Origin of the sequence: Pseudomonas sp. PLMAX, from assembly GCF_046042685.1 — a bacterium.
GTDB classification, from domain to species: Bacteria; Pseudomonadota; Gammaproteobacteria; order Pseudomonadales; family Pseudomonadaceae; genus Aquipseudomonas; species Aquipseudomonas putida_AE.
The window spans coordinates 3818521-3837269 of sequence record NZ_CP064949.1 but is presented as its reverse complement, the minus strand read 5'-3'; the positions used below and the strand labels follow the sequence as shown (position 1 = coordinate 3837269).

Here is an 18749-nt window from a genome sequence, read left to right as displayed (position 1 = left end):
TAAAAGTAGCAGCTGGATGTGAAAAAAATGTGTTTTTTTCAGGCCGTTTGGCAATTGCTGCGATTCTTTTGATGCAGGTCACGTGCGCCAACGTTTGCGCAACGACCAGCCACCGTTAGCCATTGAAGGCGCGAGCAAACTTGGGCAAGCTCGGCACTTTTTAACGAGACTTACCATGCATGCCGAGGATGATGGCCCGCTGCAAACCCAGGCCACGGGCGAGACGGTCATGCGTTATCACTTGCGCTGGAAACACCGCGATCTGGACGGGGTCATGGCGCTGTATCACCCCGAAGTCCAGTACAGCGATTTTTTCCAGAACCGGGTGATGGGGCTGGCTGAGTTGCGGGACTATGTGCACAGCAGCATGCCCCGTGACCCGGACGAAGCCCTGGAACACACGGACCGCATCCGCCTGGACGGCAACACTGCGTTCATCCAGTACCGCATCACCCTGCGCGGCGGTGAGGGGCTGGTGTCGTTTCGCGCCAGTGAAGCGATTACCGTGAAGGACGGGCTGATCTGGCGGGTCAACGAATACGCGTCGCTGGTTCACGAACAGCCAACCGGCAAAAACACCGCCAGCCAGCGCCCGGCGGTGAGTCGGCTGGGCCTGTCGCCGCGGCAGTTGAGCTTCATGGCCGACGACCTGCAACAGTACTTCCAACGCCAGCAGCCTTATCTCGACCCTGAGCTCGACCTGCAACGGGTGGCGCAGGAGTGCGGGTACAGTCGCAACCAGATTTCCTATCTGCTCAACCAGGTGCTGGGGCAAAGCTTCTATCGCTACGTCAACCAGGCACGCCTGCAGCACCTGCTCAGCGCCCTGGACAGCGCCACGCCACCGGTGCGTATCGACGAGCTGGCGTTTGCCGCCGGTTTCAATTCCCTGTCGGCGTTCTACAGCTGTTTCCGCCAGCACACAGGCCTGTCGCCCAAGGCCTACGTCAAACAGATTTCCTTGCGTGCACGCGCGCAAGACAGTGCCTGAGCCCGCGCATTAGGATCAACGCCATCGAAGTCTGAGTGGCGGAGTCTTGCATGTCGGCGTGGCGCACTATCAGTTTGTGGATGGACCAGCTCGACGAGCCCCTGGTGGCGCGTGCGGCGCTGGAACAGGATCTGGACGTCGACGTCGCCATTATCGGCGCGGGGTATACCGGGCTCTGGACCGCGTACTACCTCAAGCGCCAGGCGCCCGACCTGAACATCGTCATCATCGAGGCGCAAACCGCCGGTTTTGGCGCCTCGGGGCGCAATGGCGGGTGGTTGATGGGCAATCTGCTGGGCGAAGACCGGCTGCTTGCCGCCTCGTCACCCGAGCAACGTCGCGCCTCTTACGATTTGCTTCATGGCATTCCCGATGAAGTGAAAAATGTCATCGATCGTGAAGGCATCGACTGCGATTATCGCAAAGGTGGCGCGCTTTATTGTGCAGCTCGCTATCCGGAGCAGGAGGCCAGCCTGCGCCAGTACCTGGACAAGCTGTACAGCCAGGGGCTCAACGAGAACGATTACCGCTGGTTGAGCCCGGAACAGTTGGCGCAACAGATCCGCGTGGCCAAACCTTACGGTGGTATCTACGCGCCACACGTCGCGACCTTGCACCCGGCGAAACTGGTCCGCGGGCTGGCGCGAGCGGTCGAGCGCCTGGGCGTCAGGATCTACGAGAACAGCCCGGTGAATCATTGGCAGTCCGGCAGCCTGCGTACGCCCCGGGCCTCGGTGAGCAGCCGCTGGGTGGTGCCGGCGGTCGAAGGCTATTCGGTGACCTTGCCGCCGTTGGGGCGTTATCAGTTACCGGTGCAAAGCCTGATCGTGGCCACCGAGCCATTGTCGGCCGCCACCTGGGACGAAATCGGCCTGAGTCGTGGCCAGGCTTTCAGCGAAAGCAGTCGCCAGGTCACCTACGGCCAACGCACGGCAGACAACCGGTTGATCTTCGGCGCCCGTGGCGGCTACCAGTTTGCCGGCAGGCTGCGCCATGACTTCGACCTGACGCACTGCGAAATCGAATTGCGCCGGTATCTGTTCGGCGAACTCTTCCCACAGCTGCGCAATGTGCAGATCACCCATGGCTGGGGCGGCAACCTGGGCATGTCGCGGCATTTCAAGCCACACATGCTGTGCGACCAGGCCAGCGGCATCGCCGTGTCCGGCGGTTATGGCGGGGAGGGCGTCGGCGCCAGCAACCTGGGCGGCAGGACCCTGGCCGACCTGATCCTGCAGCGCGACACCGAGCGGGTCCGCCAGCCTTGGGTGTTAACCCGGGGTGGACTGAACGCACTCAAGGCCTGGGAGCCCGAACCCTGCCGCTGGCTCGGCTACAACGCGATCATCCGCAGCTTCGTCCATGAAGACCAGACCCTGGCCAACCCAACCAGCGCGCCCTGGCGGCGAAAGCTCGCCAGCGGGGTTGCAGGGTTCATGGAAGGTTTCATGCACTAAACAGCGTTTTCTTCACTGACAGGTACTCCCATGCGCATCACCCAATTCAAGAACACCGCCACCCTGCAACTGCAAGAGTCGAACCCGGTCGCCGTGCCTTTGGGCACGCCGGTGGCGGTGGCTTCGACCACCAGCGTCGAACGCGACGACGGCGTCGAGACCGGCGTCTGGGAATGCACCCCGGGACGCTGGCGGCGGCAGATCGTCGCCCAGGAATTCTGTCACTTCATCCAGGGGCGTTGCACCTTCACCCCGGACGAAGGTGAAACCCTGCACATCGAAGCGGGCGACGCCCTGATGTTGCCGGCCAACAGCCTCGGCGTCTGGGATATCGAGGAAACCGTGCGCAAGACCTACGTCCTGATTTTCTGAGCGCAGGTCCCTTGATTGCCTGCCGAACTCCAACAACAAAAACAGCCCCACAGGAATCGACCCATGTCCCCAAAGTCACTAGTCCTGGCGCCGCTGATGCTGTGCGCTGCCATCAGCCAGGCGGCCGAGACCGTCAAGATCTACAACTGGTCGGACTACATCGCGCCGGACACCACGAAGAACTTCCAGAAAGAGACCGGCGTTGCCTTCACCTACGACGTCTACGACAGCAATGAAACCCTCGATGGCAAGTTGATGACCGGAAGGTCCGGGTACGACGTGGTGTTCCCGTCCAACCACTTCATGGCGCGGCAAATTGAAGGCGGCGCCCTGAAAAAGCTCGACAAGGCGCAGTTGCCCAACTGGAACAACCTCAACCCGGTGTTACTCAAGGCGTTGCAGGGCAACGATCCGGGGAACGAACACGGTTTCCCTTACCTGTGGGGCAGTACCGGCATTGGCTACAACATAGCCAAGGTCAAGGCGGTCCTTGGCGAAAACGCGCCAGTGGATTCCTGGGACCTGATCTTCAAACCCGAGAACATGCAGAAGCTGCAGAAGTGCGGCGTGGCGATCCTCGACAATGGCCCGGAACTACTCCCTGCGGCACTTAACTACCTGGGTCTGCCACACCACAGCAAAAACCCGGAAGACTACAAGAAAGCCGAAGCGCTGCTGCTCAAAGTGCGGCCTTATGTCAGCTATTTCCACTCGTCCAAGTACACCAGTGACCTTGCCAACGGTGATGTCTGCGTGGCGGTCGGTTTCTCCGGCGACATCCTGCAAGCGGAAAACCGCGCCAGGGAAGCCAACAACGGCATAGAGATCGGCTACGCGATTCCCAGGGAAGGCGCCGCCATCTGGTTCGATATGGTTGCCATGCCCGTGGACGCCCCGGATGAAAAGGCCGGTTACGCCTTCATGAACTACCTGCTGCGGCCAGACGTCATGGCCAGCATCAGTAACCATGTGCACTACGCCAACGGCAACGAACAGGCCGACAGCCTGATCGACCCGGCCATCAAGAATGACACCAAGGTTTATCCGAGCCCGGACATGATGGGGAAACTGTTTGCGCTTGAGGCGATGCCGTTGAACATCGACCGCATTCGCACGCGGGTCTGGAACAAGATCCGCACTGGCAGCTGAAAACTGACCCTGGCCATCGGGACGGGACGTCCCGGTTGCCTTTTATTGCCAGCGCGACGCAGATCAAGCTGCCGGATCGACCGTACAAGTCATTGCTCCAGCGCCCGGCATTTGTAAAAGGGTCTCACTGCCGTTTTGCCAGAAGCTGTAGTCGCCGCGGAAGTCCTTGCCCCTGTATTGGGTACCGGAATAGTTCGACACCTGGTCAAGGATGACTGAGGCGTTCGCCCATTTCAGGTAGACGACGCCCGGCCCTGCATTGAAGAAGGTCGCGGTGAGCACCCCGTTGAATCCGGTGCAGCGATAGGCGACCGGGCCTTCAGTGAGTCTGCTGGGATCCTTGGTCCGCGCAATCGCCGAGCCTTGACGCAGTTGGTGCGCGCGCTCGGCATAGCTGCGGACCACGCACGCCTTGGCTTGTGCCCCGGCACACTGATTGCGGGCGTGGACCCAGAACTGCTGATCAAGCTCGACTTTGTCCGGGGGCGGTACCGAATGTGCATCCGTGAGCGCCAGCAGATAAAGGCGTTGCAGCTCCCTATCCATTTGCGCCAGTTGGCTATCGCGACAAATCAGCTTTTCAATGGGCTCCCTGGCCGAGGCGCAATCGAAGCTGGTGTTGAAGGTTCGCGCGGGCGTCGCGGCATTTGCACAAAGACTCATGGAAGCCCAGGCGCCGACCGCGAGGAGGGAAGTCAAAAGTGGCGTGACCATTTTCATTTCGACACCATCATCCGGTCGCACTGGGTCTATCGCAGTGTAAGGCAGTGCTCGAAACCTGCCACACCAGCAGAGCAGAGCAAAAATGATTCGCGGACTCAGTCTTCCTCTCGAACCGTGGCCACTTCATCAGCCCTGACCTTCACCGTCGCCCCGGAAATATCCTCGAACTCGTAGAAGCCGTCCTTGCTCTTGGTTTTCGGCATGTCCTTGGTCAGGTACTGGGTGCCGTTCTGCAGGGTAACCACCGTGGGTGTCGAGCAGCCAGCCAAGGCAAAAAAGGCTGCTACCGCCAGGGGAAAACCCAGAGTCTTGATGTTCATAGTCACCTCTCATTGTTCATTAAAACCGGACGGCTGCCGCAAGCGAGTGCAGCTCCATGGCGATTGGTGCGATGGAACGGCGGAAAGTTCGCTGCCTGGGATAAAAAACCCTTACAGCGCCGCCGCTTATCCTTTTCCATTTGCATGGGGCAGGGCGTTACTGGTATCTGTATGCATAACCAGTGCTCGCTCTACATGGCCCTTTTTCCCGTGACTGCAAATCCGCTCGACGATCCGTTCTACTACCTCAACAACTTCATGCAAGTGCTTGATTGGCTTGAGCATCGCTATGCCGACGTGTTGAGCGACGAAGAGCATCGCTTCATTCGCGACTTCAATGGCTTGCCCCGCGAGTCACGTGCGCTGCTGGTCAGGATGGTCATGCGCAAGGGCGTTCATTTCAGGGCCAGCAAGCTGTATTACGCCGAGATCGGTGACATCCCCAGCGCCGCCCAGCCATTGCTGGCGCTGGGTTGGCTCGACGACCGCCAGCCGTTACCGGTAGAGGCGTTGTTTGAAGTGTTGCTCAAGGCGGAAATACTGCAATGCCTGGGGAACGCGATTGTTAAACCCAAGGGTAAAAAGACCGACTGGCTGCCGGATTTGTGCGCGCAGTTTCCTCAAGCGCAGCCCTTCGACGACTGGTGTCCGGCGCTGAACGACCGCTTGTTCAGCCTGACCATCATGAGCCTGTGCGATCGCCTGCGCTTGATGTTTTTCGGCAATGTCTACCAGGACTGGTCCGAATTCGTCCTCGCGGACCTGGGTATCTTTACCTATGAAAAAGTGCAGTTTAGCGACGATTCCCGGGGCTTGCGCAGTCGTGAGGACGTCGATGCCTGCCTGTTCCTCTACCAGTGCCAGCAGCTGTTCGAGGCTGGTGAGGCGGTGGCCGACATCGCCCTGCAGATCAAAGGCCTGGCGCTGAGCAATCCCTGGCTGCAGAGGCGCCGCGACAAGCAGTTGTTCCAGATGGGCCAGGAGTGCGAGCGCGTCGGTGATTTCTCTGCCGCGTTGAGCCTGTACCGTGACTGCGCGTATCCCGGCGCGCGGGTGCGCATGATCCGGGTGCTGGAGCGTTGCGGCGAGTACCAGCTGGCCCTGGACCTGGCTTGTATGGCCGAACAGTCACCGCAAAACGCCGCGGAGCAGCAGCACCTGTTGCGTGTCCTGCCCAGGCTGCGGCGCAAGCTGGGCGGGCCGGCGGTCAAGCGTGTGGCTCCACGGGAGATGTTGCGCCTGGACCTGCAACTGAGCAGGATCGACCCTTTGTTGTCGGTCGAGGACCATGTACAGGCGCACCTGGGCGAAGAGTCGGCACCGGTTCATTACGTCGAAAACAGCCTGATCAACTCGCTGTTCGGCCTGCTGTGCTGGCCGGCGATTTTTGCCCCGCTGCCGGGGGCGTTTTTCCATCCGTTCCAGCGCGGTCCGGTGGACCTGTTGAGCGAAGACTTCCATGACCGTCGGGCCGAGTTGTTCCAGGCCTGCCTCGGCGAACTCGACGACGGGCGCTATCGTGCAACCATTCGCGCGCGTTATGCCGAAAAATGGGGGGTACAGTCGCCCTTCGTGTTCTGGGGCGCACTCAATGAGGCGTTGCTGGAGCAGGCGTTGGACTGTTTGCCGGCCGAGCACCTCAAGCACTGGTTCAACCGCTTGTTGCTCGACATCAAGGCCAATCGCGCGGGCATGCCGGACCTGATCCAGTTCTGGCCGCAGGAAAAAACCTACCGCATGATCGAAGTCAAGGGGCCGGGGGATCGCCTGCAGGATAACCAGCTGCGCTGGCTGGCGTTCTGTCATGAGCACCGGATGCCGATTGCCGTGTGTTATGTGCAATGGGCGGAGCAGGGCGCTTGAGCTACAGCATCGCGGTACGGGCGTTGTGTGAGTTCACCGCCAAGGTCGGAGACCTCGACTTGCGTTTCACCCCGTCGCCGACCGCGCTTGAAGGTATCGTCGGGCACCGCACGGTGGCGTCACGGCGCAGTGATGGCTACCAGAGTGAAGTCGCTCTCGAAGGTTCGTTTCAGGGCCTGACGGTCAGGGGCAGGGCGGATGGCTACGACCCCGGGCAAAACTGCCTGGAAGAGGTCAAGACCTACCGCGGCGACTTGAGCAAGCAACCGGCCAACCACCGTCAACTGCACTGGGCACAGGCTAAAATCTATGGCTGGCTGATGTGCCGCAAACTCGACCTGGCGCAGATCAACCTGGCGCTGGTGTATTTCGATATCGTCAGCGAAAAGGAAACCTGTCTGGTCGAGGCCTTCGACGCCGCCGAACTCGGGCAGTTCTTCGAACACCATTGTGGCCTGTTCCTGCACTGGGCCGAACAGGAAACGGTCCATCGCCAGGGGCGTAACCAGGCGGCACAACAGCTGGCGTTTCCCCATGCCGACTTTCGCCCGGGGCAGCGCCACCTCGCCGAATCGGTGTTCAAGGCCGTCAGCACCGGCCGCTGCCTGATGGCCCAGGCCCCCACGGGGATTGGCAAGACCATCGGCACCCTGTTTCCGCTGCTCAAGGCCCTGGCGCCGCAGCAACTGGACAAGGTGTTCTTTCTCACGGCGAAAACCCCTGGACGCAAGCTGGCCCTGGACGCCGCGCAGGTGATCCTGGCGCGCGCCGATGCGCCGCCCCTGCGGGTGCTGGAGATGATCGCCCGGGACAAGGCCTGTGAACACCCGGACAAGGCCTGCCACGGTGAATCCTGCCCGTTGGCCCAGGGCTTCTATGATCGCTTGCCGGCGGCGCGCCAGGCCGCCAGCGAGCTGAGCCTGCTGGACCAGAGCGCATTGCGCCAGGTCGCCCTTGAGCATGAGGTCTGCCCGTATTACCTGAGCCAGGAGATGGCCCGCTGGGCCGACGTGGTGGTAGCCGATTACAACTATTACTTCGATTTCAGTGCGCTGTTGTTTGGCCTGGCCCAGGCCAATACCTGGAAAGTCGCGGTGCTGGTCGACGAAGCTCACAACCTGGTGGAGCGCGGTCGGCAGATGTACAGCGCCAGCCTCGATCAATCGACCCTCGATAGCGTACGAAAAACCGCCCCCGAGGCTTTGAAAAAGCCGCTGCAGCGGGTCAACCGCGAATGGAATGCCCTGCATGACCAGCAACTCGGTGCCTATCAGGCCTACGACAAGCCGCCGGAAAAACTGCTCCAGGCCTTGTCGTCGTGCAGCGCCAGCATCGGTGATTACCTGAACGATCATCCCCAGGGGCTGGACAGTGCATTACAGAGCTTCTACTTCGAGGTGCTGCAGTTCTGTCGGGTGGGCGAGCTGTTCGACCAGCAGTACCTGTTCGACATCAGCAAGCGCGACCTCGAACGCAAGCGCAACCTTTCACAACTGTGCCTGCGCAATGTGGTGCCCGCCGGCTTCATCGGGCCGCGCCTGAGCGCTGCTCGCAGCACCGTGCTGTTCTCGGCGACCCTCAGCCCCCGCCACTATTACGCCGATTTGCTGGGTACCCCGGCGAATACCGTGTGCATCGACGTCGAGTCACCCTTTCATGCCGATCAGTTGCACGTGCAGATCGTCAACCAGATCTCCACGCGCTTTGTTCATCGCCAGGCCTCCCTGGGGCCGATCGTCGAGTTGATCGCCCAGCAGTTCCGGCAGCGCCCCGGCAACTACCTGGCGTTCTTCAGCAGCTTCGATTACCTGCAGCAAGTGGCGCAGTTGCTGGCCGAGCGCTATCCCGCAATCAACCTGTGGTCACAGTCCCGGGGCATGGCGGAGGCGCAGCGCCAGGAATTCCTCGACCGCTTCACCGCCGAAAGCCAGGGTGTGGGCTTCGCGGTGCTGGGCGGGGCGTTTGGCGAAGGCATCGATTTGCCAGGCGCACGCTTGATCGGCGCGTTCATCGCCACCCTGGGGCTGGCGCAGCTCAACCCGGTCAACGAGCAATTCAAGCGACGCATGGCAGCCCTGTTCGGCGCAGGCTACGACTACACCTACCTGTACCCCGGCGTGCAAAAAGTGGTGCAAGCCGCCGGCAGGGTGATTCGTACCCAGCAGGACCAGGGCGTGGTGATGTTGATCGATGACCGGTTTGGCGAGAGCAAGGTCAAGCACTTGTTGCCGCGCTGGTGGTCAATTGCACCGGCGACTGTTCAAATGGACGGTTTATCGCATACTTCAGAAAAACAGCAGTGGATGTGAGGGATCAATGAGCGAAGTTCGAACCCAGGCCGAGATCAACGAAGACAGGCGCCTGCGCCTGCTGATCGATGCAGTGGTGGACTATGCGATCTACATGATTGATCTCGATGGCATCATTACCAGCTGGAACGCAGGGGCCCGGCGTTTCAAGGGTTATGAGGAAGTGGAAATTCTCGGCCAGCATTTCTCGCGCTTCTACACCGATGAAGATCGTCGTGCCGGCTTACCCCAGCGGGCGCTGGACACGGCCATCCGCGAGGGGCGTTTCGAAGGCGAAGGCTGGCGCGTGCGCAAGGACGGCACGCATTTCTGGTCCCACGTGGTGATCGATCCGATCTACGACCCGACGGGCACGCTCCTGGGGTTTGCCAAGATCACCCGTGACCTGACTGACCGCAAGATGGCCGAAGAGACCCTCAAGCAGAGCGAGCAACAGTTTCGGTTGCTGGTGCAGAGCGTCACCGACTATGCCATCTACATGCTTGCCCCGGATGGCCGTGTGACCAACTGGAACCTGGGGGCCCAGCGCATCAAGGGTTATTTGCCCGAAGAAGTCATCGGCCAGCATTTTTCCATGTTCTACACCCCCGAAGATCAGGCTGCCGGCTTGCCAGCTTGGGCACTGGAGATTGCGACGCGCGAGGGACGCTTCGAGAACAAGGGTTGGCGGGTACGCAAGGATGGCACGAGGTTCCTGGCCCATGTCGTGGTCGACCCGATCCGGGGAGACACCGGTACCTTGCTCGGGTTTGCCAAGATCACCCGCGACATCACCGAAGCGACCGAGGCGCAGCAGGCGCTCGAGCAAACCCGCGAAGCGCTGTTCCAGGCGCAGAAGATGCAAGCCATCGGCCAGCTCAGCGGCGGGATTGCCCACGACTTCAATAATCTGCTGACCGTCATTCTCGGCAATCTGGAAATTGTGCGTAAACGCCTGGCCGACGACCCGAAAATAGTTCGGTTACTCGACAATGCCACCCAGGGTGCGTTGCGCGGCGTATCCCTGACCCAGCGCATGCTGGCCTTTGCCAGGAAACAGGAGCTCAAGTCCGAGCCTGTGGATCTCGCCGATCTGGTGCAAGGTATTTCGGGCCTGCTTCGCAGCTCTCTCGGGCCTTCGGTGGCATTGGAAACCCGTTTTCCAGCGCAGCTCGAGCCGGTCATGGCCGACGTCAATCAGCTCGAACTGGCGGTGCTGAACCTGGCCACCAACGCCCGCGATGCCATGCCCAATGGCGGCAGAATCGTCATCAGTGCCCGGGTCGAAACCATCCCTGTTCAAAATAGGTCTTTCCCGAAGGCGGGACGTTATGTGTGCCTGAGTGTCACTGACACCGGCGAGGGGATGGATGAAGCGACACTGGCCTCGGCGATGGATCCGTTTTTCACCACCAAAGGGCTTGGCAAGGGCACAGGACTGGGCTTGTCGATGGTCCATGGCTTCATCGAGCAATTGGGTGGGCGATTCATTTTGAAGAGCCAGAAAGAACAGGGCACTACCGCGGAGTTGTGGTTGCCAGTGGCCTCGGCAAACGCCGTGATGGCACCCGTTATCGAAGAGCCGGCAGAGCCGGAAGTTCCTCGGTTGTGCATACTGGTGGTGGATGACGACAGCCTGGTGCTGACCAGCACCTGCCTGTTGCTTGAAGACCTCGGCCACCGCGTGATCACCGCGACGTCCGGTGTACAGGGCCTGGAGCAATTCGAGAAGAATCCGGCCATCGATCTTGTCATCACCGACATGGCCATGCCGCACATGAGCGGCGCGCAGCTGGCGGATGCGATCCGCACGATCAAACCCGGTATGCCGATTATCCTGGCCACCGGTTATGCCGATCGCCTCGAAGGCTTTGCGTCGGGGCTGCCGCGATTATCCAAGCCATTTACCCAGCTGAACCTGGTGGAGATCATCGCGTCGGCCCTGTAGGAGTCCGGCTTGCCGGCGAAGGCGTCGCTGAACATGGCGTTGGCCTTAGGAACGCCTTCGCCGGCAAGCCGGGCTCCTACAGGTATGGGCTGCCGCCGTTACAACACACCATCATCAAGCAGCCATATGCGAAGCCGCCATTTCCTTTTTCAGGCGGGCCTTCAAAGCCTCCATTTTTTCCCCAAGCTCATCCAGAGTCGCTTTCCCCAGCAATTTTTTAGCCTGGGGAAACATCTCGGTCTCTTCCTCTTCAATGTGGTGTTCGAGCAATTCCTTGACCACTTTGACGCGACCGGCGAACTCAGGTGTAGACGGGTCGGTGACTTTCAGGTCCGGCAGTACCAGGGAATCCACGGTGCGGTGTTCTTCCTTGGCTTCGTAATACATGATGTCCTGCTCCTTGCCGCCGGCTTCCTTGTAGGCCGGGTACAGGATGTCTTCTTCCAGGCGGGTATGGATGGAGATTTCCATTTCAAGCTTTTGAAGGAGATCGGTGCGCTTTTTCAGGCCGCGCTCGGTGGACTCGCTCAGTTGGCTGAGGATGCCTTTTACGCGTTCATGGTCGGCTTTCAACAGGTCTATGGCGTTCATGGTCAGGTCTCTCAAGTTGAGGGCAGCGCGAACGGTTTGTACCGCAGGTCACTCATCGTTGTAGAGCATTTGTCGTGCCGCTTTAGCTGCCTCAACAAAGTGTTTTGAAATCAATTGGTTATTCGCGCTAATGGCCAATTGGGGCCATGCAGGCTGCATGAGGCCGGGCTTTGACTCATGCACTTCGCCACGGCAAAAGGATCCGTCAGGCCGGTGGCGGCTTGTGCCGTTCATAGTGAGCTAGGATCGGTTGAGTACTGATCCCGTGAATCAGGATGCTCAGCGCCACCACCGAGAGCGTGAGGTCGGTGCACAGGGTCGCCATCGACGGCGCAAGGTCGTGGTTCAAGGCGTAGAACAGGTAATAGAAGCTGCCGATGCCGCGAATGCCGAACCAGCCGATCAACAGCCGTTGCTTGCCGTCCAGCAGATTGCCCCAGGGCGCCAACCCTACAATCAGCGGCCGGATCACGCAGAACAGCGCCAGCGCAATCGCCAGCGCGCGCCAGTCCCAATGACCCACCAGCACCACCCCGAGCAGCGTCACCAGAAACACCTCCATGGCCCGCTCGACCAGGCTGCCAAATGACAACATGTCGCCCATCATGATCCCGGCCGCCACCTGCGCGTCCTCCAGATTCGTCACATCGCCATGCACGGCGGCATCGGGCTCGACGTTCTGATGACCGACCACCGGCTGCACCAGGTGTTCGGCCGGCACCTGTGAATGCCCCATCGACTTGACCTCGGCCCGACGCAAGCCCAGGGCCGCCGCGAACACCGACAGGAATCCGTAGCCGTGCACCGCCTCGGCGGCGACATAGGCCAGGGCGATCAGGGCAAAGGTCAGGTAGTCGTTGGGCGACAGGGTGCTGTCGGCATTCCTGATGCGCATGGACAACGTCAGGCGCCCAATGACACGGCCCATGATGTAGCCGACCAGCAAGCCGGCGGGCACCGCCCACAGCAGCCGCTTGAGCGCCCAGTCATCGAGCCAGGCGGTCGAATCACCGCCGCCTTGCTGGATAAACAGCAACCCCAGGATCACGAAGGGAAACGCTATGCCATCGTTGAGCCCGGCCTCCCCGGACAGACCGAAGCGCACGGCGTCGTCGTCCTTGGCATCGTTGACCTGCACCAGCGAGGCCAGTACCGGGTCGGTAGGGGCCAGAATCGCGCCGATCAGCAGGGACGGCCCCCACGGCAGGTCGAAGGCGTAATGCAGCAACAGGCAGACACCAATGATGCTCAGGACCATCACCGGTCCCGCGAGCCCGAATGCCACGCGCCATTTGCGGTCCCTGAGGGGCAGGCGCAGCTTGAGTCCACAGACGAACAACGAAAAGAGCACCGCGACTTCCGTCAGGTGCTCCATCCAATAGGCGGCATCCTTGATGTCCAGCCTCAGCCAGCCCAGACCCGCCGGCCCGATGGCCACCCCGAGTGCCAGGCACACGGCCGAGGTGGTCACCGGCATCCAGCGCAGGAATGACGAGGTCAGTGCCAGCGTCAGCAGCACGGCGCCCAGCACCGCGACCCAGACAATGAAGCTCATGGCCCGGGGGTCATTGAGTGACGGTAGCGCGCAAGTACTCCGGCGTCAGTACGTTGAACCACAGCAGGATCATGCTCACCAGAATGGTGACCAGGACCAGCAAGCCGACGCCCCAGACGCAAACGGCATTGAGCACGCCTTGCTCCTTGCGCTCGTGCATGAAGGTCGGCAATCCGACAAACAGCAGGAATGTCGAGTAAGCCGAAGCCGCCGCCAGCACCAGGATCGCCAGCCAGCGACTCGGGTACAGGCCGGCAATGCCCGCCAGGAAAAACGGCGTGACCGTGTAGGCGGCAAAACCGATGCACTGGTTGAGCGTCGGGCGTGCGTCGAAGGTGCGCGACATCCAGCGGATGAACACCCCCATGACGGCGACTCCAGCGAGCGTGCACAGATACAGCAAGGCGCACAGGTGCAGCGCGCTACGGTGGCTGAGGCGGACTGTTTCGTTTTCCGCCAGGCTCCAGCCGACGTAGGTGGTGCCAATGAACAGGCAGACGGCGGGGATCAAGGCCAGCAGGATCAAATGGGCGAGGTAGTGGCGAGGATGCGCTTCTTCTTCCTTGCGAATATCCGTCCACGCGAAGTTCGGCTGAGTGAACAGTTTGACGATAGGTGCGGACATGACGACCTCCAGGTATCGAAAGGCCCGCCGGGGAGGGCCCATGAAGAGTGGAGCGCTGGAGGCCTCGCCAGGTTCCATTTTTAAGGTGCGCTGTGCATCACAGGATCGGTTTGCCCCCGGTTACCCCGAATCGCTGGCCGGTGATGTAGCTGCCTTCGTCCGAGGCCAGCAGCACGTAGATCGGCGCCACTTCCACCGGCTGGCCCGGACGGCCGAGCGGGGTATTGGCGCCGAAATTCTGTACCGTATCCTCGGGCATGGTCGAGACGATCAGCGGCGTCCAGATCGGTCCCGGCGCCACGCTGTTGACCCGGATACCCTTCGGCCCGAGCATCTGCGCCAGGCCAGCGGTGAAGTTGGCGATCGCGCCCTTGGTCGTGGCATAGGCCAGCAGGGTGGGGTTGGGCATGTCGGAGTTGACCGAACTGGTGTTGATGATCGAGCTGCCGGGCTGCATGTGCTTGAGCGCCGCCTGGCAGATCCGGAAAATGGCGGTGATGTTGACGTCGAAGGTCATCACCCATTCTTCGTCGGAGATGTCCTCGAGGTTCTCGTGGGTCATCTGGAACGCCGCGTTGTTGACCAGGATGTCGATGCGGCCGAATCGCTCGACCGTTTTCTCCACCAGTGCCTGGCAATGTACCTTGTGCGCCAGGTCACCCGGCAGCAGCAGGCATTGCCGGCCGGCCTGCTCAACCCAGCGTGCGGTTTCCTCTGCATCTTCCTGCTCATCGAGATAGGCCACGGCCACGTCGGCACCTTCACGGGCGAAGGCAATGGCCACCGCGCGGCCGATGCCGCTATCGCCCCCGGTGATCAGGGCAATCTTGCCGGTCAAGCGACCGGAACCCTTGTAGCTCTGCTCACCGCAGTCCGGATAGGGATCCATTTTGCGTTGGGAGCCCGGGACGGGTTGCTGTTGTTTGGGGAAGGGTGGTTTTGGGTAGTCGTTCATCATCGATCTCCGGGTTCAAGGATGGGGGAGTCATAGGGTTGACCCTGGCCTTTTGTGCGGAGTTCGGTTGGATAATGTCCTGCTGGCGGATGAAAACCTTGTAGGAGCTGGCTTGCCAGCGAAGGCGCCCGAAAAGACCAACGCAATGTTCAAGGACGCCTTCGCCGGCAAGCCGGGCTCCTACAGGTATCTGCGCCGACCGGGCGGCTGCGCTAATATGCCCACCACTCAACAAGAACAAGGCTCGCCTCGCGCAATGTCGGAAAAAGACACCATTTCCATTCAGCTGGTGCGTGAAGCGCTGCTGCAAAGTTGCGCCCCGGGCGCGGCCACCGATGAGGTGTTGGGCAAGGTCGGCATCGATCCGGCGTTGCTCGGCAGTAGTGACGCGCGGGTTCCCGCCAGCGCTTATGCGCGCCTGTGGCGCTTGCTGGCCCGGCGGGGGGATGACGAGTTCTTTGGCATGGACCCGCGCAAGCTCAAGTCCGGCAGCCTGGAGTTCCTCTGTCGCTGTGCCATGGTCCAGCCGAGCCTGGCGGCCGGGCTCAGCAGCGGCCTGGGTTTCCTGTCGTTGATGCTCGAACGCATGCCCGCTGAGCTTGTGCATCAGCAAAGCCTGGCGGAAATCGTGTTGCTCGAAGACGACCATGAGCCGCGCCGGGCCTTCACGTACTTCACCTATTGGATGATCGTGCACGGCGTGGCCTGTTGGCTGGCCGGACGGCGAATTCCGATCCTGGCGATCGAGCTGCGCTGTGCCCAGCCGGATTTCTGCGATGATTATCAGGTGATGTTCTCCGAGAACCTGCGCTTCGACCGACCGCGCACGCGGATGATCTTTTCCGCGGACTGCCTGGGTTTGCCGATCAAGCGCAGCGTCGAAGAGCTGCGGCGCTTCCTGGCCCATGCGCCGGCCAACATCCTGGTCAAGTACCGCGATCCGCAAAGCCTGGCCAGCCGGATCAAGCAGGACTTGCGGCAACTGCCCGCGGAGCACTGGCCGGAGACCGACACCCTGGCGCAACGCCTGTGCATGTCGGCCTCGACCCTGCGCCGGCGCCTGGCCGAGGAGGGGCAGACGTACCAGGGGCTAAAGGACAGCGTGCGCAAGGAGCTGGCCATCGCCTGGCTGGCCGAACCGGCCATCAGCTTCGCCGAAATCGCCACCCGCCTGGGGTTTGCCGATGCAAGCTCGTTCTACAAGGCGTTTCGCAAATGGTCGGGGTCCAATCCCGGGCATTACCGCAGTTTGATTCTCAACGAAGCCAGTTGATCTGGATTTCTGGTCGTATGGGCGGGCCTCTTCGCCTGTACCAGCGAGCAAGCTCGCTCCTGCAGCCTTGGCCAAACCAGTCAGACAACTTGATAACTTTGACCATTGCCCGACACCCCGCGCAGAGCGAGTATTTCCCTGTTGGTTACGGTTCCCCCCACCTAACAAAAAATACAGAGGGATTCTGGCAATGCGCGATTACTTGTCTGCCGTTTCACAGTTCAATTATCAGCACACCGTCGATGCCGCACTCGCCGGCAACCTGACTGCCATCAACGCCTGCATCGAATGTTGCGACCGGCATGCGCTGCCGGGGCGTATCGCGCTGTTCTGGGAAGGCCGTGACGGCACCGGCGCGACCTACACCTTCAACGAGCTGCAGGACAAGGCCGCGCGTTTTGCCAACTTCCTGCTGGCCCAGGGCGTGAAGAAAGGCGACAAGGTCGCCGGTCTCCTGCCACGCAACATCGAATTGCTGATCACCGTGTTCGCCACCTGGCGCATCGGCGCGGTCTATCAACCCTTGTTCACCGCCTTCGGTCCCAAGGCCATCGAACATCGCCTGGGCAGTTCCGGGGCGAAAGTGGTGGTCACCGACGCGGTCAATCGCTCGAAACTGGCGGAAGTCGCCGACTGCCCGACCATCGTCACAGTCGCCGGTCCCAAAGGGCAGGGCATAGTTCGTGGGGACTACAGCTTCTGGGCCGAACTGGCCAACCACTCCAATGTCTGCGAACCGGTGCTGTTGACCGGCGAAGACCCGTTCCTGCTGATGTTCACCTCGGGTACCACCGGCCCTTCGAAAGCCCTGTCGGTGCCGCTCAAGGCCATCGTCGCCTTCCAGAGCTACACCCGTGACGCGGTGGACCTGCGCCCTGAGGACGCCTTCTGGAACTTGGCCGACCCGGGCTGGGCCTACGGCATCTATTTCGGCGTCACCGGCCCCCTGTCCATGGGCCACCCGATCACCTTCTACGATGGCCCGTTTACCCTGGAAAGCACCTGCCGGGTGATCAACAAATACGGGATCACCAACCTCACCGGCTCACCGACGGCGTATCGCCTGCTGATCGCCGGTGGCGATGAATTCGCCCGGTCGATCAAGGGCAAGCTCCGTATCGTCAGCAGCGCCGGCGAGCCGTTGAACCCGGAAGTGATCCGCTGGTTCGCCGATAATCTGGACGTGGTCATCCATGACCACTACGGCCAGACCGAGCTGGGCATGGTGCTGTGCAATCACCATGGCCTGGAGCACCCGATCCACATGGGCGCCGCCGGTTTTGCTTCGCCGGGCCATCGCATCGTGGTGCTGGACGACGATCACCAGGAACTGGGCGTTGGCCAACCGGGCATCCTGGCCATCGACCGCACCCAGTCGCCGATGTGCTGGTTCGCCGGCTACGAAGGCGCACCGACCAAGGCCTTTGTCGGCAATTACTATTTGAGCGGCGACACGGTGGAGTGGAACCCGGACGGCAGCATCAGCTTCGTTGGCCGCAGTGACGATGTGATCACCACCTCCGGCTACCGCGTCGGCCCGTTCGATGTGGAAAGCGCACTGATCGAGCACCCGGCGGTGGTCGAAGCCGCGGTGATCGGCAAACCCGATCCGGAGCGAACCGAACTGGTCAAGGCCTTCGTCGTGCTCAGCGCGCAATACCGTGCCGCGCCAGAGTTGGCCGAAGAGCTGCGCCAACACGTGCGCAAGCGCCTGGCGGCTCACTCCTATCCCCGGGAAATAGAATTTGTCAGCGAGTTGCCGAAAACCCCAAGCGGCAAATTGCAGCGCTTTATCTTGCGCAACCAGGAAATCGCCAAGGCTCAAGAGGCCGCCGCGAAGAACGTTTCAGCTTGAATCGAAGGACACAATGATGCAGATCGAAAACAAGGTTTTTCTCGTCACCGGCGGTGCTTCCGGCCTCGGTGCGGCCACCGCTGAAATGCTGGTCGCAGCCGGCGCCAAAGTCATGCTGGTGGACATGAACGCCGAAGCCGTCGCGGCCCAGGCCCAGCGCCTGGGCGCGCAAAGCGTGGTCGCCGATATCAGCAACGAAGCGGCGGCAGAAGCGGCGGTGCAGGCAACGGTCAAGGCATTCGGTGGCCTCAACGGGCTGGTCAACTGTGCCGGCATCGTGCGTGGCGAGAAGATCCTCGGCAAGAACGGTCCGCACGCGCTGGCAAGCTTCAGCCAGGTGATCAACGTCAACCTCATCGGCAGCTTCAACATGCTGCGCCTGGCGTCGGCGGCGATTGCCGAAACCGAAGCGGACGCCGATGGCGAGCGCGGCGTGATCATCAACACTGCCTCGGCGGCGGCCTATGACGGCCAGATCGGCCAGGCGGCATACGCCGCGTCGAAAGGCGCCATCGTCAGCCTGACCTTGCCGGCCGCCCGTGAACTGGCGCGCTTCGGCATCCGCGTGATGACCATCGCCCCGGGCATTTTCGAAACGCCGATGATGGCCGGCATGACCCAGGAAGTGCGCGACTCCCTGGCCGCCGGCGTGCCGTTTCCACCGCGCCTGGGCAAACCTGCCGAGTATGCCCGGCTGGTAAGGCATATCATTGAAAACAGCATGCTCAATGGCGAGGTGATCCGTCTCGACGGTGCCTTGCGCATGGCCGCCAAGTAAGGAGGA

The 18749-nt window shown here is 61.4% G+C and carries 16 protein-coding genes; 10 read left to right on the top strand and 6 right to left on the bottom strand.

Features of this window, described 5'->3' with window-relative positions; genetic code table 11:
• The first annotated feature begins 175 nt into the window (after window positions 1–175).
• From DKB71_RS17600 to DKB71_RS17585, 4 genes are all read left to right on the top strand, one after another.
• The gene (locus tag DKB71_RS17600) at window positions 176–991 is read left to right on the top strand and encodes a helix-turn-helix domain-containing protein (RefSeq protein ID WP_323607339.1); all 816 of its coding nucleotides are present in this window, start codon (window positions 176–178) and stop codon (window positions 989–991) included.
• A gap of 50 nt (window positions 992–1041) precedes the next feature.
• Window positions 1042–2448, top strand: a complete 1407-nt coding sequence (locus tag DKB71_RS17595; RefSeq protein WP_408596215.1) for an NAD(P)/FAD-dependent oxidoreductase — start codon at window positions 1042–1044, stop codon at window positions 2446–2448.
• A 30-nt stretch (window positions 2449–2478) separates the two neighbouring features.
• Window positions 2479–2820 (top strand): cupin domain-containing protein, encoded by a 342-nt coding sequence (locus DKB71_RS17590; RefSeq protein ID WP_323607337.1) that lies wholly within the window; start codon window positions 2479–2481, stop codon window positions 2818–2820.
• 63 nt (window positions 2821–2883) lie between these two features.
• Window positions 2884–3969, top strand: coding sequence for a polyamine ABC transporter substrate-binding protein (locus tag DKB71_RS17585; protein WP_408596213.1), 1086 nt, complete (start codon window positions 2884–2886; stop codon window positions 3967–3969).
• A 63-nt stretch (window positions 3970–4032) separates the two neighbouring features.
• On the opposite strand, the gene DKB71_RS17580 is transcribed toward DKB71_RS17585, so the two are convergent.
• Window positions 4033–4689, bottom strand: coding sequence for an MliC family protein (locus DKB71_RS17580; protein WP_408596211.1), 657 nt, complete (start codon window positions 4687–4689; stop codon window positions 4033–4035).
• Between the two features lie 98 nt (window positions 4690–4787).
• Entirely contained in the window at window positions 4788–5012 is a 225-nt protein-coding gene (locus DKB71_RS17575; RefSeq protein WP_323626890.1) for a YgdI/YgdR family lipoprotein, read from the bottom strand.
• 195 nt (window positions 5013–5207) lie between these two features.
• Here DKB71_RS17575 and DKB71_RS17570 point away from each other — a divergent pair, with 195 nt between their 5' ends.
• The 3 genes from DKB71_RS17570 to DKB71_RS17560 are packed head-to-tail and all read left to right on the top strand — an operon-like array spanning window position 5208 to window position 11111.
• On the top strand, window positions 5208–6875 hold the full coding sequence (locus tag DKB71_RS17570; RefSeq protein ID WP_408601120.1) for a VRR-NUC domain-containing protein: 1668 nt from the start codon (window positions 5208–5210) through the stop codon (window positions 6873–6875).
• Entirely contained in the window at window positions 6872–9184 is a 2313-nt protein-coding gene (locus tag DKB71_RS17565) for an ATP-dependent DNA helicase (RefSeq protein ID WP_408596208.1), read from the top strand. The genes DKB71_RS17570 and DKB71_RS17565 overlap by 4 nt, the downstream gene beginning before the upstream one ends.
• 7 nt (window positions 9185–9191) lie before the next feature.
• The gene (locus DKB71_RS17560; protein WP_408596206.1) at window positions 9192–11111 is read left to right on the top strand and encodes a PAS domain S-box protein; all 1920 of its coding nucleotides are present in this window, start codon (window positions 9192–9194) and stop codon (window positions 11109–11111) included.
• A gap of 114 nt (window positions 11112–11225) precedes the next feature.
• Here the strand turns inward: DKB71_RS17560 and DKB71_RS17555 are convergent, their stop codons facing one another.
• The 4 genes from DKB71_RS17555 to DKB71_RS17540 form a co-directional block, all read right to left on the bottom strand.
• The gene (locus DKB71_RS17555; protein ID WP_274075783.1) at window positions 11226–11702 is read right to left on the bottom strand and encodes a hemerythrin domain-containing protein; all 477 of its coding nucleotides are present in this window, start codon (window positions 11700–11702) and stop codon (window positions 11226–11228) included.
• 205 nt (window positions 11703–11907) lie between these two features.
• Window positions 11908–13257, bottom strand: coding sequence for a cation:proton antiporter (locus DKB71_RS17550; RefSeq protein WP_408596204.1), 1350 nt, complete (start codon window positions 13255–13257; stop codon window positions 11908–11910).
• A 10-nt stretch (window positions 13258–13267) separates the two neighbouring features.
• Window positions 13268–13882: a Yip1 family protein gene (locus DKB71_RS17545; protein WP_323607330.1), complete on the bottom strand. Its 615-nt coding sequence runs from the start codon at window positions 13880–13882 to the stop codon at window positions 13268–13270.
• 97 nt (window positions 13883–13979) lie between these two features.
• On the bottom strand, window positions 13980–14837 hold the full coding sequence (locus tag DKB71_RS17540) for an SDR family oxidoreductase (protein WP_408596201.1): 858 nt from the start codon (window positions 14835–14837) through the stop codon (window positions 13980–13982).
• A gap of 256 nt (window positions 14838–15093) precedes the next feature.
• On the opposite strand from DKB71_RS17540, the gene DKB71_RS17535 reads away from it, so the two are divergent.
• From DKB71_RS17535 to DKB71_RS17525, 3 genes are all read left to right on the top strand, one after another.
• Entirely contained in the window at window positions 15094–16110 is a 1017-nt protein-coding gene (locus DKB71_RS17535; protein ID WP_408601119.1) for an AraC family transcriptional regulator, read from the top strand.
• A 190-nt stretch (window positions 16111–16300) separates the two neighbouring features.
• Complete coding sequence (locus DKB71_RS17530; protein WP_408596199.1) at window positions 16301–17965, top strand: AMP-binding protein; 1665 nt, start codon at window positions 16301–16303, stop codon at window positions 17963–17965.
• Window positions 17966–17981: 16 nt separating this feature from the next.
• Complete coding sequence (locus DKB71_RS17525) at window positions 17982–18743, top strand: SDR family NAD(P)-dependent oxidoreductase (protein ID WP_274075777.1); 762 nt, start codon at window positions 17982–17984, stop codon at window positions 18741–18743.
• Window positions 18744–18749: the final 6 nt, after the last annotated feature.

Excerpts from the sequence above, each read along its gene's own strand:
- DKB71_RS17585 (WP_408596213.1), top strand. The coding sequence starts at position 2,884 with ATGTCCCCAAAGTCACTAGTCCTGGCGCCGCTGATGCTGTGCGCTGCC.
- DKB71_RS17600 (WP_323607339.1), top strand. The coding sequence starts at position 176 with ATGCATGCCGAGGATGATGGCCCGCTGCAAACCCAGGCCACGGGCGAG.
- DKB71_RS17535 (WP_408601119.1), top strand. The coding sequence starts at position 15,094 with ATGTCGGAAAAAGACACCATTTCCATTCAGCTGGTGCGTGAAGCGCTG.
- DKB71_RS17530 (WP_408596199.1), top strand. The coding sequence starts at position 16,301 with ATGCGCGATTACTTGTCTGCCGTTTCACAGTTCAATTATCAGCACACC.
- DKB71_RS17595 (WP_408596215.1), top strand. The coding sequence starts at position 1,042 with ATGTCGGCGTGGCGCACTATCAGTTTGTGGATGGACCAGCTCGACGAG.
- DKB71_RS17590 (WP_323607337.1), top strand. The coding sequence starts at position 2,479 with ATGCGCATCACCCAATTCAAGAACACCGCCACCCTGCAACTGCAAGAG.
- DKB71_RS17575 (WP_323626890.1), bottom strand. The coding sequence starts at position 5,012 with ATGAACATCAAGACTCTGGGTTTTCCCCTGGCGGTAGCAGCCTTTTTT.
- DKB71_RS17540 (WP_408596201.1), bottom strand. The coding sequence starts at position 14,837 with ATGAACGACTACCCAAAACCACCCTTCCCCAAACAACAGCAACCCGTC.
- DKB71_RS17580 (WP_408596211.1), bottom strand. The coding sequence starts at position 4,689 with ATGAAAATGGTCACGCCACTTTTGACTTCCCTCCTCGCGGTCGGCGCC.
- DKB71_RS17555 (WP_274075783.1), bottom strand. The coding sequence starts at position 11,702 with ATGAACGCCATAGACCTGTTGAAAGCCGACCATGAACGCGTAAAAGGC.
- DKB71_RS17525 (WP_274075777.1), top strand. The coding sequence starts at position 17,982 with ATGCAGATCGAAAACAAGGTTTTTCTCGTCACCGGCGGTGCTTCCGGC.
- DKB71_RS17550 (WP_408596204.1), bottom strand. The coding sequence starts at position 13,257 with ATGAGCTTCATTGTCTGGGTCGCGGTGCTGGGCGCCGTGCTGCTGACG.
- DKB71_RS17570 (WP_408601120.1), top strand. The coding sequence starts at position 5,208 with ATGGCCCTTTTTCCCGTGACTGCAAATCCGCTCGACGATCCGTTCTAC.
- DKB71_RS17545 (WP_323607330.1), bottom strand. The coding sequence starts at position 13,882 with ATGTCCGCACCTATCGTCAAACTGTTCACTCAGCCGAACTTCGCGTGG.
- DKB71_RS17560 (WP_408596206.1), top strand. The coding sequence starts at position 9,192 with ATGAGCGAAGTTCGAACCCAGGCCGAGATCAACGAAGACAGGCGCCTG.